Annotated in this window: 16 protein-coding genes; 11 read left to right on the forward strand and 5 right to left on the reverse strand. The window is 45.9% G+C overall.

All coding sequences use genetic code 11. The features are described from left to right. Positions 1–192: 192 nt before the first annotated feature. From cyoE to OXB_RS09800, 7 genes are all read left to right on the forward strand, one after another. Positions 193–1,110 carry a heme o synthase gene (gene cyoE / locus OXB_RS09770; protein WP_041073816.1) on the forward strand — a complete coding sequence of 306 codons (918 nt, stop codon included), beginning with the start codon at positions 193–195 and terminating at the stop codon, positions 1,108–1,110. Between the two features lie 97 nt (positions 1,111–1,207). Beyond that, complete coding sequence (gene coxB / locus OXB_RS09775; RefSeq protein WP_041073818.1) at positions 1,208–2,269, forward strand: cytochrome c oxidase subunit II; 1,062 nt, start codon at positions 1,208–1,210, stop codon at positions 2,267–2,269. Between the two features lie 35 nt (positions 2,270–2,304). Then, the gene (locus OXB_RS09780; protein ID WP_041073821.1) at positions 2,305–4,179 is read left to right on the forward strand and encodes a cytochrome c oxidase subunit I; all 1,875 of its coding nucleotides are present in this window, start codon (positions 2,305–2,307) and stop codon (positions 4,177–4,179) included. Then, positions 4,179–4,805, forward strand: coding sequence for a cytochrome (ubi)quinol oxidase subunit III (locus tag OXB_RS09785; protein ID WP_041073823.1), 627 nt, complete (start codon positions 4,179–4,181; stop codon positions 4,803–4,805). The genes OXB_RS09780 and OXB_RS09785 overlap by 1 nt, the downstream gene beginning before the upstream one ends. A gap of 1 nt (position 4,806) precedes the next feature. Beyond that, a complete protein-coding gene (locus tag OXB_RS09790; protein ID WP_041073825.1) occupies positions 4,807–5,154 on the forward strand; it encodes a cytochrome C oxidase subunit IV family protein in 348 nt (115 codons plus the stop codon). A 101-nt stretch (positions 5,155–5,255) separates the two neighbouring features. After that, the gene (ctaG, locus tag OXB_RS09795) at positions 5,256–6,227 is read left to right on the forward strand and encodes a cytochrome c oxidase assembly factor CtaG (RefSeq protein ID WP_331711202.1); all 972 of its coding nucleotides are present in this window, start codon (positions 5,256–5,258) and stop codon (positions 6,225–6,227) included. A 26-nt stretch (positions 6,228–6,253) separates the two neighbouring features. Continuing rightward, complete coding sequence (locus OXB_RS09800) at positions 6,254–6,715, forward strand: DUF420 domain-containing protein (RefSeq protein WP_041073829.1); 462 nt, start codon at positions 6,254–6,256, stop codon at positions 6,713–6,715. Between the two features lie 43 nt (positions 6,716–6,758). Here the strand turns inward: OXB_RS09800 and ytvI are convergent, their stop codons facing one another. Then, positions 6,759–7,817: a sporulation integral membrane protein YtvI gene (gene ytvI, locus OXB_RS09805; protein WP_041073831.1), complete on the reverse strand. Its 1,059-nt coding sequence runs from the start codon at positions 7,815–7,817 to the stop codon at positions 6,759–6,761. 137 nt (positions 7,818–7,954) lie between these two features. Continuing rightward, positions 7,955–8,371, reverse strand: a complete 417-nt coding sequence (locus OXB_RS09810; protein ID WP_052483973.1) for a YugN family protein — start codon at positions 8,369–8,371, stop codon at positions 7,955–7,957. A 357-nt stretch (positions 8,372–8,728) separates the two neighbouring features. On the opposite strand from OXB_RS09810, the gene OXB_RS09815 reads away from it, so the two are divergent. Continuing rightward, a complete protein-coding gene (locus OXB_RS09815; protein ID WP_041073833.1) occupies positions 8,729–9,805 on the forward strand; it encodes a CAP domain-containing protein in 1,077 nt (358 codons plus the stop codon). A 1-nt stretch (position 9,806) separates the two neighbouring features. Here OXB_RS09815 and OXB_RS09820 read toward each other — a convergent pair whose 3' ends face one another. Beyond that, a complete protein-coding gene (locus tag OXB_RS09820) occupies positions 9,807–10,565 on the reverse strand; it encodes an amino acid kinase family protein (protein ID WP_231860308.1) in 759 nt (252 codons plus the stop codon). An 86-nt stretch (positions 10,566–10,651) separates the two neighbouring features. On the opposite strand from OXB_RS09820, the gene OXB_RS09825 reads away from it, so the two are divergent. Together OXB_RS09825 and OXB_RS09830 are read left to right on the forward strand one after the other, a co-directional pair. Next, on the forward strand, positions 10,652–12,088 hold the full coding sequence (locus OXB_RS09825) for a UDP-N-acetylmuramoyl-L-alanyl-D-glutamate--2,6-diaminopimelate ligase (protein ID WP_041076607.1): 1,437 nt from the start codon (positions 10,652–10,654) through the stop codon (positions 12,086–12,088). Positions 12,089–12,179: 91 nt separating this feature from the next. After that, positions 12,180–12,623, forward strand: coding sequence for a YlbF family regulator (locus OXB_RS09830; protein WP_041073838.1), 444 nt, complete (start codon positions 12,180–12,182; stop codon positions 12,621–12,623). 123 nt (positions 12,624–12,746) lie between these two features. Here the strand turns inward: OXB_RS09830 and OXB_RS09835 are convergent, their stop codons facing one another. Next, a complete protein-coding gene (locus OXB_RS09835; protein ID WP_041073840.1) occupies positions 12,747–13,658 on the reverse strand; it encodes a glycerophosphodiester phosphodiesterase family protein in 912 nt (303 codons plus the stop codon). A 303-nt stretch (positions 13,659–13,961) separates the two neighbouring features. Between OXB_RS09835 and OXB_RS09840 the strand changes: the two genes are divergently transcribed. Next, positions 13,962–14,234, forward strand: a complete 273-nt coding sequence (locus tag OXB_RS09840) for a YlbG family protein (RefSeq protein WP_041073842.1) — start codon at positions 13,962–13,964, stop codon at positions 14,232–14,234. 2 nt (positions 14,235–14,236) lie between these two features. Here OXB_RS09840 and OXB_RS09845 read toward each other — a convergent pair whose 3' ends face one another. Beyond that, positions 14,237–14,623: a DUF7147 family protein gene (locus OXB_RS09845; RefSeq protein WP_331711203.1), complete on the reverse strand. Its 387-nt coding sequence runs from the start codon at positions 14,621–14,623 to the stop codon at positions 14,237–14,239. Positions 14,624–14,627 lie beyond the last annotated feature (4 nt).

The raw sequence follows: 14,627 nt of genomic DNA on the forward strand, positions 1-14,627 counted from the left end.
ATTATCTGAAAAAAACTATTTATGCAGCGAAAAGCAATTTGACAGATTCAACTCGAGAAAGCTTTGTTTGATTTTTGTCGAGGTACCGTGGAAGTTGGGGATTTTTGATTATATCTATAGAAATCATGCCTAAATTTCGATATAGTAGCATGTATAGCGGTTTTCGCTGACAACTTTGAAAGGAGGGGGGATATGTCAAACGGTCGAACTATTTCGACGGCGGTCAAACCGGAAGTGGAAACGGCATCGGCTTTCAAGGATTTCCTTGCACTCATCAAAATCGGAATCGTCAATTCAAATCTGATTACGACTTTCACCGGACTATTCCTAGCATTTCGATTTACTGGCAGAGGCTTTCTGCACAATCTTGATCTGCTTGTCTATGCGATTGCTGGAACGGGGTTGATCATCGCCGGGTCTGCGGCGCTGAATAATCTGATTGATCGCGATATCGATCCGATCATGTCAAGGACAAAATCGAGACCGACTGTGACAGGCCGCTTTAAAGCACCGGCTGTTTTGGCACTCGCACTCACGTTCATAGTTCTCGGTGAAATACTTCTGTTCTCCGCATCCATGCAAGCAGGCCTTTGGGGTCTTGCAGGGGTGTTCAGTTACGTTGTTCTCTACTCGATGTGGTCGAAGCGGAAGCACGTCGCCAATACGATTGTCGGGAGCATCTCCGGTGCAATCCCGCCGTTGATCGGTTGGGCAGCAGTTGAGCCTTCGCTTGGACCCGGAGCATGGGCGCTGTTCCTGATTATGTTCATCTGGCAGCCGCCGCATTTCTACGCGTTGGCGATGCGTCGGACGGAGGAGTACCGGGCCGCGAATATTCCGATGCTGCCGGTTGTTAAAGGATTTGCCAGGACAAAGAAGTCGATGCTTGGCTGGGTGCTTTTGCTGTTGCCCTTGCCACTCTTGCTTATGCCTTTGGGAATGGGTTTCATAGTTCTTGCAACGTTGCTGAACCTTGGATGGCTTTTCCTTGCCGTTAGAGGCTTTAAGGCAGAAGATGATTTGAAATGGGCGACTTCCATGTTCATCTATTCACTGAACTACATGACAATCCTGTTTGTAGCGATGATCATCTTTTCTATCTTTATCTAACCGGAATTCTTTCTTAACACAGGAATTCACATAGAGAGGTCATCAGTCCTCAAAATTAGAAAAAACATTTTTTTAGAAAGAGAGGTATCATTAAGCGATGATGAAAGGACTCAAAAAGTGGCGTCTCTTTTCTCTTTTGACAGTTCTGACAGTGTTCCTTGCCGGGTGTGGACAAGAAGAGCTATCTACGCTCCTTCCCGCCGGTGAAGTCGGAAGAGACCAATTCAATTTGCTGCTATTGTCATCAGCAATTATGTTGCTCGTTATCTTTGTTGTCGTTGTCATCTACGTAATTTCACTCGTTCGTTTCCGACGTTCAAAATTGGGTGGAGATCATATCCCTGAACAAGTAGAGGGGAGCCACACACTTGAACTTGTATGGACGATTATTCCGATCCTCCTTGTTCTGATCCTAGCTGTCCCTACGGTTTATTACACCTACAAGCTCGGGGATGTGGCAGCGATGGATGCTGTAGATGAAGATGGAAATGCGGAAAACCTCGTTGTCGACGTGACAGCAAAACTATATTGGTGGGAATTCGAATATCCTGATCTTGGTATCGTGACGGCTCAGGAATTGGTTGTCCCGACTGATGAAAGAGTGTACTTCAATCTGATTGCAGCGGATGTAAAGCATTCGTTCTGGATTCCAGCGGTCGGTGGTAAGTTGGACACGAACGTTGAAAACGTCAATAAATTTTATTTAGTATTCGAAAAAGAATCAAAAGGTCTTAAAGACGGCGTATTCTACGGAAAATGTGCTGAACTTTGCGGACCATCACACGCACTTATGGATTTCAAAGTGAAAACATTGCCACGCGCTGAATTTGACCAATGGGTAGCTTCCATGCAGGCGACTGCGGATAACCAAGTGGTTGCAAATCCACAAGGTCAGGATGTGTTCCAACAAAGCTGTATCGGATGTCACGCAGTTTCCGGTGTAGGTGAATCCGGTGCGCAAGGGCCGAACCTTGCAACTTTCGGTGACCGTAACCGCATTGCCGGATTCATGGACTACACGGAAAAAGATCTGAAAGCATGGATAACAGATACACAAAAACACAAACCTGGCAACACAATGCCATCATTCCCTCAACTGAGTGATGCGGAACTAGATGCACTTTCCGAGTACCTCATGGGCTTATCCGTTGAAAAATAATTTGTCGATGTGAATTTGAAGAGGAGGTAAACAAATTGAGTTCAGTTGCTCAAAAAAGAGGTTTTGGTGCAACAGTATATGACTGGGTGACATCCGTCGACCATAAGAAGGTTGGAATTATGTACCTTTTCGGCGGCTTGTTCTTCTTCATCCTCGGTGGGATCGAAGCAATGCTCATTCGTCTACAGCTTCTTACGCCAAACAATGATCTAGTCAGTGCGGGGCTTTTTAACGAGCTCATTACGATGCACGGTACGACGATGATCTTCCTAGCTGCCATGCCTATATTGTTCGGATTTATGAACTATATTATGCCTTTGCAAATCGGGGCACGCGATGTTGCGTTCCCATTCCTTAACTCATTAGGTTTATGGATGTTCATCTTCGGTGGAATATTCTTGAACTTGTCATGGTTTTTCGGACACGTTCCGGATGCAGGGTGGACTTCCTATACATCACTAGCGATCGCATCCGAGGGACACGGGATGGACTTTTATGCAATCGGTCTTCAGATTGCTGGTGGAGGTACATTGATCGCAGGGATTAACTTCATTGTAACGATCATTAACATGCGTGCACCTGGGATGACTTACATGCGTATGCCCATGTTCACATGGACGACATTTGTTGCATCCACTTTGATCCTGTTTGCATTCCCGCCATTTACAATCGGATTGTTCATGTTAACATTCGACCGTATGTTCGGGGCGAACTTCTTCGATCATACCATGGGTGGGAATACAATTATCTGGGAGCATATCTTCTGGATTATGGGTCACCCTGAAGTGTACGTTCTAATTTTACCGGCTTTCGGTATTTTCTCAGAAATCTTTGCTCTCTTTGCACGGAAACGCCTTTTCGGTTATTCAGCGATGGTATTCGCTACTGTCCTGATTGGTTTCCTTGGGTTCATGGTTTGGGCCCACCATATGTTTACAGTCGGACTCGGTCCGACAGCAAATGCGATCTTCGCAGTAGCGACGATGGCGATTGCGGTTCCTACCGGGGTTAAAATCTTTAACTGGCTGCTCACAATTTGGGGAGGTAGCATCAAAGTTACGACTCCGATGTTGTACGCTCTAGGATTTATCCCTTCGTTCGTAATGGGGGGAGTCACGGGTGTTATGCAAGGTGCGGCCCCACTTGACTACCAATTGCACGATTCGTATTTCATCGTTGCTCACTTCCACTATGTAATCGTTGGTGGAGTTGTATTAGCCATCTTTGCTGGTCTACATCTATGGTGGCCAAAAATGTTCGGTACGATGCTAAGTGAGAAGCTTGGTAAAATCACGTTTGTTTTCTTCTTCATCGGTTTCCATATGACGTTCCTAATCCAGCACTGGTTAGGTTTCTGGGGTATGCCACGCCGCGTTTGGACATACATGGACGGACAAGGCTGGAATACAGCCAACTATATCAGTACGATTGGTGCGCTTCTAATGGCGGTTGGATTTACGGTTCTTGTCATCAATATCATCGTGACAACGGTTAAAAATGTGCGGGTCTCTAATGATCCTTGGGAAGATGGACGTTCGCTCGAGTGGGCAGTCCCATCACCGCCACCATTTTATAACTTTCCACAGACACCGCTTGTGCGCGGACTTGACACTGTCTGGATTGAAAAGATGGAAGGGAATAAATCTGGATTCACACCGGCGGGACCTGTTGTGGATATTCACATGCCAAATGGTTCCATCATCCCATTCTTCATGTCATTAGGTCTTTTCATTGCCGGTTTTGGTGCAATGTACCGCGCAGAAACAAGTTGGGGCCTAATAGTTCTAATCCTTGGTCTTCTACTTACTTTCATTGCGATGGGCATCCGTTCAGCAAAAGATGACCTTGGTTACTATGTGAAGAAGGAAGATGTTCTTCGAGATTTGAAAAGCAGAGGGGGGACTAACTGATGGATATCAACCAAAAATTCACCCCTGAAACATGGCCGGATCATCCGGAGAGAGCTACGCATGAGGCGAAAAATAAGTTCGTAGGTTTTTGGATCTTCCTTGCCGGAGAGATCATTCTCTTCGCAACGCTATTCGGTGGTTATCTTGCCCTGAAAAATAAAGGACCAAGCGGACTTGAGTTTAGTACGCAAAACCTTTATGAATTACCGCTTGTCTTTGTAATGACCATGCTGCTATTGACGTCATCACTTACGAGTGTCTATGCGATGTATCATCTGAAAAACTATAATTTCAAAAAGATGCAATTGTGGCTCGCAATCACAGCATTCCTTGGACTTGGCTTCTTGGCGCTCGAGGTGTATGAGTTCTCACACTATGTCGGATTGGGTTTCACTTACAGCAATAGTGCGTTCAGTTCCGCATTTTATACACTTGTCGGAACACATGGTTTCCACGTTGCAGTCGGACTTGTTTGGATTACGCTACTCATTTTCCGTAATGCGAAGCGTGGATTGAACTTGTACAATGCGACGAAATATTATACGTTCTCACTGTATTGGCACTTCATTGACGTAGTTTGGGTATTCATCTTCACTGTAGTCTACTTGATGGGAGTGATAGGTTAAGATGGCGGACATTCAAGTTTATAACAAATCATCTGCAGAGCTTGAATTAGCACAAAGACGTTCAAAAAAGTCAATGCGTGGACAAGTGACAATGTTTTCCTTGATGATTTTCTTGACGCTTGTATCATTTGCGATTGTAACAGCTTACCAAAATGAAATAACGGGATTTTCTAGTTACTTCATCATACCTATTATTTTGTTATTTGCAGCAGTTCAAGTGACTTTACAATTGTATTATTTCATGCATATGAATGAGGAAGGTCATGGAGTTGCTTCCTTATTCATGTATGTAGGTATGATACTTGGATTTGCAATGCTGCTTGGCTATGTTTTAATCGTTTGGTGGTAAATAAATCAAAAAACCTGTAAAAGTCATTCGACTTTTACAGGTTTTTTGAATGAGTATTTGTCATAGTTCGTTCATTGCGTTCTGCGAACATTCGACTTATAATGAAACGAGACGATAACGAAGGAGCGAAAGCGCGTATGCCTTTAAGTATATTTGGATTCCGAGCGCTATGGAGTCCTTGGTTTTTTTTAACGCTGGTTCTTCTAATGGTTTTGTACTTTTTACTCACTGTAAAATGGCGTGATCGTATTGAAGGGGCGGTTCCTGTTACGAAAAAAGAAATCATTTATTTTTCAGTGGCCATGTTATTACTATACATTGTGAAAGGCTCTCCTGTTGATTTACTTGGGCATATTTTGTTTTATGTTCATATGATTCAGATGGCAGTCTTGCTGTTTCTTATAGCTCCACTATTCATCATGGGGATACCGAATTGGATGTGGCAAAAAGTACTGGATACCAAAATCATTGGAAAAATATTCACTATTTTCACCAAACCAATAGTAAGTATCATTATTTTTGCCCTTATGTTTTCCTTGTACCATTATCCGGATGTGCTGGACGAGATAAAGTTGAGCTTGATATACCATGCCATTTTTACAATCACACTTTTCCTATCGGCTGTTTTCTTTTGGTGGTCACTCGTTAATACGATGCCGAATCAGAAAAGCGTGCATAGTTTGTTGAAAATCGGTCTTATGATTTTAAGTACGATCTTAATTACACCTGCATGTGCGCTTATTATTTTTAATCCGAATCCGATGTATTTGACCTATGCGAGTGGAGAAGCTTGGTTACAGTCGATGGCTCTATGTGTTCCGGCTGGTATGCTCTCAGGGCTTGCCGGTTTAGGAATTTCGGGACCTGAAATGTTTTCGAATATGTCGACAATTTATGATCAACAATTGGGCGGCATCATAATGAAAATTGTCCAAGAAATCATCTACATGATTTTCCTAGGGAAGTTTTTCCTAGCTTGGCATAGAAACGAACGGGATAATGCAGATGAAATAACGGAAAAAGCCCTTATCGAACATCAAAGATTATCCATGTATAATCAACCGAATCGGTAAAAATTGTAAGATTAGAGGGGAAATGAATGAATGTCCCATTGCTTCCTACAATCAGCACCTTTTTCATTGTTCTGTCGGCGGTGCTGGTTGCAATCGGGTGGTATTTGATTCGGAAGAAAAAAATTGAAGCGCATAAGAAGACGATGCTGGCTGCTGCGGTTTCGGCGCTCCTCTTTTTCATCATTTACCTTTCTCGGACGGTGTTTGTCGGGAATACCGCTTTTGGCGGACCGGAACATTTAAAAGTGTATTATACGATATTTCTTAGCTTTCACATTTTTTTAGCGACAACGGGGGCCGTTTTCGGCATAATCACGCTTTACACGGGCCTGAAGCAGAATTTGGTGCGTCACCGCAAAATCGGCCCTGTTACGAGTATCATCTGGTTCTTCACTGCCATTACAGGGGTGGCTGTCTATCTCCTTCTTTATATTTTCTATAAAGGCGGGGAGACGACGTCGGTTTTCAAAGCGATATTAGGATTGTAAGCAAAAAAACACGTGACCCAGACGACAGGTCGCGTGTTTTTTATCATATTCTGAAGCTGAGTTTGATGATTCCTGCTTCTCTTGCTGTTGTAAAAAGGATGACAATAAGTGGTCCGAGGAAAAAGCCGAGGAAGCCAAACAGCTTCAATCCGATGAACATCGCTATTAATGTCGGAAGCGGTGATAACCCGATCTGGGAACCCATCACCTTTGGCTCTACCGTCCTTCGGATGATAAGGAGAATAGCCGCTAAAATCGCTAACTTCGTGCCCATGGCGACATCCCCGCTTATGTAATGATACAGCGACCATGGCACCAGGATAATAATCGACCCAAGAATCGGAATGACGTCGATGATCCAGATGACGAGTGACATGACAACGGCGTATTTCGGCGCGATGATGAGCAGCCCTATGAATGTCACTGCTAAAATGATGAAACTGACGAGAAGCTGGGCTTTCATGAAACCGAAAATGACAGTGTTTAGTTTCGTGATCATATATCGCACTTTTTCGGCTGTCGATGTTGTCAAATGTCTGAATAGCGTCTTTTTAAGTTCAGGCAATTCAAGCATGAATAAAAAAAGGGCAATCAAATACACGAGCAAAGCGACGAGGAGATTAGGAATGTCAGTCATCAGGTCCATGATACGTTGGTAACTTAGCAAGTCCAATACCGAATCCCGGATGGATTCAAAAATATTTTTGAACTCTTTTTGGATTGCCTTCACTACGTCGTCCGGCATACCTGCCGTATATTGAAATAACTTATTCTGTGAATCAATCCATAACCCCGACATGGAATTGAAATAATTGGGGGCCTCTTTTGTGAAATGGATGATTTTCCCTATGAGGCGAGTCACCGTATAATATAGAATGGAAGTGACGATAGCGAGGATGAAGATGAATACCGAGATGACGGAAATTTTGCGGTTCCATTTAACTCTTTTTTCCGCGAGCCGGACAAGAGGATCGATCAGTAAAGCCGTGATCAGTGCAAAGATGATCGGTAAGGACACCGGTACGATGAACACGAATAGTAAAATAACCAAGATGATGCTCATAAGAATAATAAAGTTTCGTTTCGTAAGCCATTTTGCCAACCGTCATTCCCCCAAAAACCTTAACTATTTCAATTATACCCAAAAGGGGAAGAATTGAATAGGAAGAGACAAGAAATTCTAAAAGACATGGAATATAATAAAAAACCGGAGAACAGGATGCTCTCCGGTGACGTGGATTACTTTGTTAATGCAGGCTTCTTGTCTTTCTTTGCTTCTTGTACTTCTGTTGCCACTTTCAAATTATACGGTTTCAAATCTGCATTCACCGCTTTTAACGTAGCTGCACAATCCTTTAGCAAGCTGGCTGGGAAATGTTCCTCTTCCCCATATTCAACGCCAAATGGGTAGTAGTATTTTCCGATAACCGGTTTTTTCAGTTGGATGATCGCATCGCGCATGTCTACATCCCCTTCAGTTGCCACTCCGAACACGCGTAAATAATATGTGCCTTCTTTTACAACATATTTTTTATCGTATGTGACACGCTCATAGTCCCATTGTCCAGCACGGATCAAATCATGTTTGAGCATGATTTCGTCCAGTACATTGACGTCTGCACGAATATTTTCAATATCTGTATTTTCGATATACATTGTTTCGTCCTCCTTATATATAATCCAGCCGTTACCCTATACCTATTAATAATAGAACAAAATGATTCTAGTTGCAATGACAACATTGTGTCAGCAAATATTGGACGGAGAAAAATAATTTACTATTTAATCTATATCGGGCAATGCCGAAGTATAATAAAGAGAGCCATTATTCGCTCAAAAAAGCCATTTTGGAATTTGAACTATTTACTGTCCAATTGAGAATAAGGTATACTGATGGTTTACTTCATCCTGTATTTTGTCATATCCTACAGGCAACTGCGGAGTATATTTTGAGAAAATCATTTGATTCTGTGAATCGTTAAAATCTTACAAAAGGGGAGCGGGACGCCGTTTATGAAAGTGATTTGGAGAATTGCTGTACTTTTGATCCTAGTCCTTGCCTTTCTATATTATATGGATGACCGGGTATTGGAAAACGAATTATTGGAATCCCCAGTCAACCATGGAAACCCGATTCCGGTCCCTCCATCAGGTGAAGAGTCGAGGATGGATGCGTTAGCCCGCCCGGCGAAAGGGATTTCCACATATGTCGGGAAAAAGGCGGATGCGTTGGTGGAGGCTTATGGAGAACCGGATCGGAAGGAGCCATCCGGCTACGGCTTCCATTGGTGGGTGTACAGGGGGGCGGACCGGTTGATGGCTGGAGTCCAGGATGGCGTAGTCACGCAAATTTATAGCGCCGATGTGAATGCCGATGTCACCCCGTTTACCATCAGTCAGGATGTCGAAGAGATTCGCAGGTTCACCATTATGGAATCCGAAGTGAATGTTCAAGTCGACAATAGTATTTATACATTTACCCTCAATAGTGAAGATATGAAAAACCGTGTGCTTGTTCCATATGAAGGGGTTTATGCACAGCTCTATATAGATGAAATGGATGGTGCCTTGGAGGCGGTCCGTTTCATTGACCCCATCATGTTAGTCATCCAGCAGCCTTATGACATGGCATATATGGGCAATATGGTTACAGCGGAACGGCCGTCCTCCACGGTCCAGATGGAAGTGAATTTCGCAATGGAATTGCAGATTTTCGAATTGACGAACCATTATCGGATCAAACATGATCTCCCCGAACTCGTGTGGGATGAGCAGCTCGATGTTGTGGCGAGTGAACATAGCAAGGACATGGCCATTGAAAATTACTTCTCCCATGAATCTCCCGGAACCGGCAATTTGGCCAATCGGCTTAAGGCGGCTGACATCGTCCATAAGAAAGCGGGAGAGAACATCGCCTTCAATTATGTAGATGCGATTGAAGCCGTCCACGGTTGGCTCAATTCCCCAGCCCATCGGAATGTACTGCTCGATAAGGATTTCACCCATATCGGCACAGGTGCCTATGGAAAGTACTATACCCAAGATATGATCCGCAGAGTGGCGGAGGAACCAGAGCCGGAAGAGGAATGAATTACGGCAATACCCAGGTTCCCTCTTCCGGATTGGCAATGCCCCTTATGTAAAGGGGTATTTTTGTGTCCAAGGCGTGCAAGGCAGCCCGCTTCTGAATGATCGGTTTTTCACAGTCGAGCAGGGACAAGAAATCAGATAAAGAGATTTTATCCAGCTTGTATGCTGTGGCAACTTTTTTGGGGTCATCTGTCATGACTCCGGGTACATCTTTGTAAAACGTCACATGATGTGCCTGTAATGCGGCTCCGAGTGCAATGGCGGTCAAATCGCTGCCCCCCCTGCCGAGTGTCATCACTTCGCCTTTGTCATTGACTCCTTGAAACCCCGGGATGATCAAGCAGCGGCTCTCTTGGAATCCATCAAGAATCGTGGATGTGTCAATCGATTCAATGGCAGCATCGCCGAAATCCCCGCTAGTCGTCACCCCAGCCTGCCTCCCATGCAACACAAAATTGGAAATGCCGGCATCCTTCAATTCAGCTGAGAGGACGGCGGCAGCGATCAGCTCCCCACAGGACGCTGCCAGATCACGGGCCTTCTTATCCGATGAAAAAGCAGGCGTCAGTTGCAATAGGCTATCTGTCGAGTAGGGGTCGTTCATCCGTCCGATAGCGGAGACTACGACCAATACTTGATGGTACTTATTCAACCCTTCCCTTATATGCTCGATGCATGCAGCTCTCATCTGTTCATCTCTCATGGCGATTCCGCCAAATTTCTGGACGATCATATAGACCCCCAACTTTCTTCGTGACATTCATACCTTCTTGTTCATACGATAAAGTATGTTCGCTCTCAATATATTCGTTTTTTTTGAAAATGTTCGGGAAGGGGAGAGGGGTGTTGCATGTAACGGAGCTTCTGAAAGATTGGCCTTGTACGGTCACAGGAGGACGCCCTAGGATTCAGGTTACAGGCATTACGGAAAGAGCCGCCAATGTCGGGAAGGGGTTTCTATTTGTCGCAAGAAGAGGAAAGCGGCAAGATGGAGCCAATTATATAGAAGAGGCAATACAAAAAGGTGCATCCGCCATTGTCGTCGATCGTCCTTCCTTGTCGGAACTACCGTTGAATGTGCCGATTATCACAGTCCCGGATTGCCGAAAGTTTCTTTCCTATGCAAGTGCCCGGTTAGCAGGCAATCCGTCTGATAGGTTGACGGTCGTGGCCGTGACCGGGACGAACGGCAAGACGACCGTCACCCATTTTATCGGGCAATTACTGCAAGGGATGGGCATCCGATGTGCCGTGATCGGGACGATTGGTGTTTTCATCGGGGGAGAACGAATAGAGTATGACTGCCCGGAAATGACGACGCTGCCCGCCGAATATTTGCATCCTTTATTGGCGGATTGCGAAAGCCGGGGGGTGACCCATGTCATATTGGAAGCTTCCTCCATCGGTTTGGCCACCTCACGATTGGCGCATTGTGATATCGACGTCGGCCTCCTATTGAATATCGGTCAAGATCATTATGAGGAACATGGAGGCAAGGAATCTTATATTGCCGCCAAAGGACTGTTACTGCGTCTAGCCCAGGCCGCCATCGTCAATCAAGACGATGTCCAATGCCGTCTAATGGCGGACGCATCGGAACCGCCTGCTCTTCATTTCGGCGCTGCTGCCATGCTCGGCTATTCCACGGAGCCAATCCTTCGAAAACTTGCAATCCCTGGCCATTATAATAAAATGAACGCCATTGCAGCCGCAAGTACACTCATCGCTCTTGGCTACACGGTCGACGATGTCGCCGAGCAAATCGGTGCGTTGGCTTTGCCGGAAGGAAGATTGCAGCGTTTGGAACAGGATGGAGTCCAGGTATTCATCGACTATGCCCATACACCGGACGCGCTCGAAGCCGTCCTTCAGACATTGTCGACCAGTTGCTACGGAAAGCTCATTACCGTTTTCGGCTGTGGGGGGGAGCGGGATAAGGGGAAACGGGCGGAGATGGGCGAACTGGCAGTCCGTTATTCGTCCCTTGTTTTCATCACAACCGATAATCCGCGCAATGAAGACCCCGTACTCATTGTGCGGGATATCAAGGAAGGATTCGGGGGGGACTGTTCGACGGTCGAGGCGGTGCTGGATCGGAAAGACGCCATACGTCAAGCGGTCTTCCGGGCTGCTCCTGGAGACATCGTGTTGATTGCCGGAAAGGGCCATGAAAAATACCAGCAGACCGCAACCGGTGTCCTTCCTTTTTCGGACGTCGCCGAGGCGGAACGGGCCCTCACGGAAAAAATATATGAAGGGAAAGTGGAAAGGGAATCGAGGTGACAAAGGAAAACGTCCCTAAATTCCGGTCGGCAATAGGTGCACATGCGCTTTGAAATCTGGTATGATGGACGGGATGGGAGGCGATGATTGTATGATGATGACCGACGAATGGCTCGCCATCATCGAACAGATAGATGAACTTGCTGACATGCTGTTGCATTCGGAAGTGGTGGCCAGGTACCGTCGAGCCCATGAACGGGTCTATTCGGACGCGGATCTGGTCCAGTCAATCAGGCAGTTCAACGAGATGAAGGAACGATATGAAGAAGTGCAGCGGTTCGGGAGGTACCACCCGGATTACAATATAGTGATGAAATCGATCCGCCAGCAAAAGCGGGAGTTGGATTTGAATGAACAAGTCGCCGCCTTGCGACTGGCGGAAAATGATATCCAGCAAATGTTGGATGAAATCGGGCTGAACATGGCCCATGCCGTTTCCGAGGCAGTGAAAGTACCGACCGGCAACGCCTTTTTCACAGATTCCTCCTGTGGAACGGGTTGCGGAACGGGTGGAAGTTGTTCCTGTTCGGCTTGAGGAAGGAAGAGGGCTGCCTGTTAACGGCGGCCCTCTTTTTGGACTGAAATGCTCGGAGTTGGCAAGGGTTTCGGCGAATGAAAAGGAAAGGGCTGTCCGATTCTACGGACAGCCCTTTCCCTTTCATTCGCCCCCGTGCTCTTGCACGATTTCCAGTGCCAGCTCCGGATTGTCGACAATAAAACCGGCCGCACCGGCATTCAATAATCTTGTGAAAGTTCCCCGATCTGTGATCGCCTCGAAATAAATCGGGATGTTCAATCTGGAAAGGAACTGGACGAAGCTATCGGATCCGTAGTGGAAAAGGGCCTTTTTATCGGGAACTCTGAAAAGGTCGGCCCGTGGGTTGTAGAGATGGCCGAATCTGCTTGCATAGGCAGCATATGCCTTTTTCACTTCGTTCACTCCGGCACCGATGGCAATCTTATGCTGTGCATATAAGTTGAATCGGTCGGTCTGCTCGTCATAAGGACTAGTTACTGCAATACGGTCTTCTACGCCGATTTCGTCCAACAGACCCCATAGCTTCGATGGCATCAGGCTTCCTTCATATGTATCGGGTGCATCCACCAGATTGATCATCACAAACATATGGGGGAACAGTTCCAACATCTCCCGCAAGGTGACGACTTGCTCCCCTTGGTCACGGTATTTAAAAATTCCGTTGTCATCGGAAAATCCATAACCGGCATCCGCCGCTTTTAACTCTTGAAGCGTAAAATCAGACACATTGCCGGACAAATCCGTTGTCCGATCGACGGTTTCATCATGGAAGAGGATGATTTCTTCATCCTTCGTCAGCCGGGCATCGATCGCAAATCCATGGACACCCAATTCGGCGGATGCTGTGAATGCTGCCATAGTGTGTTCTGGTGTGTCCGCAAGACCGCCCCGGTGTGCCAGAATGATCGGGTTTTCAAAATCGAGCGCTTTCTTTCCTTCCCGTGGAACCGGTTTTGCCACGACTTTGGAAGCGGCCCAAGCTGCAATGCCGGCAGCCCCAACTGAAAGTGCAACCTTTGTTTTCTTCCCCATTCAGGAACCTCCTCAATTTACATATCCTTATTTCATTATAGGATAAAAGATTGATACTGTCAGCCATATTTGGCAACCAAGCAGTTGGAATCCTGGAGGTCGGTAGGAAGGAAAGGTCTCGATCTTACGGTGCATTGGAAGATGACGAACCTCCCATCTCCACAAAACTTATGCCAGGTTGATGAATGTCTGTTTCTCGCCGTGCTCCGTTCCGATTTTCTGAGAGCGAAAGTTGGATGATGTTCGGTTGCAGGCCTTTTCGGACCTATGGTATTGTATGTGTTAGGAAAAGAGGGGAAATCTATGGTTGATCGACAAGGAGTAATTGTATATCTCCATCATTTAAGACAGGCAAAATCATTCCGTAAGTACGGTCATGTCCATTATATCTCTCGCAAGATGAAATATGTGGTCCTCTATTGCAATCAGGAGGATATCGATAGTGTCATCAGCAAGATCGAGCGGTTGCCGTCCGTGAAGAAAGTGTTGCCTTCCTATCGGCCGTTCATTAAGACGGAATATACGAATGCCAAGCCTGACAAAGCGAAAGAATATGATTATAAAGCCGGTTTATAAGCTCACTGCAGCGGAGGCAGAAGATGGTTCAGACGCAAGATGCCGATAACATATTGATAATACAGTTCCTGCTCGGCAAATTCTGAAGAGTTCTTTAATTCAATGGTGACGGGTTGGCTTCCAGCTTGCTGCGCCGCTTCTTGGAACAGGGCGATCCGTTTTGAATTCTGGTCCGCAACGCCTTCGCGGCAAATGTAGATCGGCATGAAATTGCAGCCGCTGGCCGGCCGGAACGAAGCGGCCAGTGAGAACGCCTTGCCGGTTGCTGTGTTGGAAACCAGCAGATAGGTGTTATGTAAACGTTGGCTGTTGGTACGGATCAATTCACAGAGTTCATAGACATCGCCATACCCTTCGCCGAGTTCGATAAATCGCTGATGCAAAATCATAAGG

The sequence above is a fragment of the Bacillus sp. OxB-1 genome (genome assembly GCF_000829195.1).
GTDB lineage: Bacteria > Bacillota > Bacilli > Bacillales_A > Planococcaceae > Sporosarcina.

Excerpts from the sequence above, each read along its gene's own strand:
- cyoE (WP_041073816.1), top strand. The coding sequence starts at position 193 with ATGTCAAACGGTCGAACTATTTCGACGGCGGTCAAACCGGAAGTGGAA.
- coxB (WP_041073818.1), top strand. The coding sequence starts at position 1,208 with ATGATGAAAGGACTCAAAAAGTGGCGTCTCTTTTCTCTTTTGACAGTT.
- OXB_RS09785 (WP_041073823.1), top strand. The coding sequence starts at position 4,179 with ATGGATATCAACCAAAAATTCACCCCTGAAACATGGCCGGATCATCCG.
- OXB_RS09790 (WP_041073825.1), top strand. The coding sequence starts at position 4,807 with ATGGCGGACATTCAAGTTTATAACAAATCATCTGCAGAGCTTGAATTA.
- ctaG (WP_331711202.1), top strand. The coding sequence starts at position 5,256 with ATGAAACGAGACGATAACGAAGGAGCGAAAGCGCGTATGCCTTTAAGT.
- OXB_RS09800 (WP_041073829.1), top strand. The coding sequence starts at position 6,254 with ATGAATGTCCCATTGCTTCCTACAATCAGCACCTTTTTCATTGTTCTG.
- OXB_RS09810 (WP_052483973.1), bottom strand. The coding sequence starts at position 8,371 with ATGTATATCGAAAATACAGATATTGAAAATATTCGTGCAGACGTCAAT.
- OXB_RS09815 (WP_041073833.1), top strand. The coding sequence starts at position 8,729 with ATGAAAGTGATTTGGAGAATTGCTGTACTTTTGATCCTAGTCCTTGCC.
- OXB_RS09820 (WP_231860308.1), bottom strand. The coding sequence starts at position 10,565 with ATGTCACGAAGAAAGTTGGGGGTCTATATGATCGTCCAGAAATTTGGC.
- OXB_RS09830 (WP_041073838.1), top strand. The coding sequence starts at position 12,180 with ATGATGATGACCGACGAATGGCTCGCCATCATCGAACAGATAGATGAA.
- OXB_RS09835 (WP_041073840.1), bottom strand. The coding sequence starts at position 13,658 with ATGGGGAAGAAAACAAAGGTTGCACTTTCAGTTGGGGCTGCCGGCATT.
- OXB_RS09840 (WP_041073842.1), top strand. The coding sequence starts at position 13,962 with ATGGTTGATCGACAAGGAGTAATTGTATATCTCCATCATTTAAGACAG.
- OXB_RS09845 (WP_331711203.1), bottom strand. The coding sequence starts at position 14,623 with ATGATTTTGCATCAGCGATTTATCGAACTCGGCGAAGGGTATGGCGAT.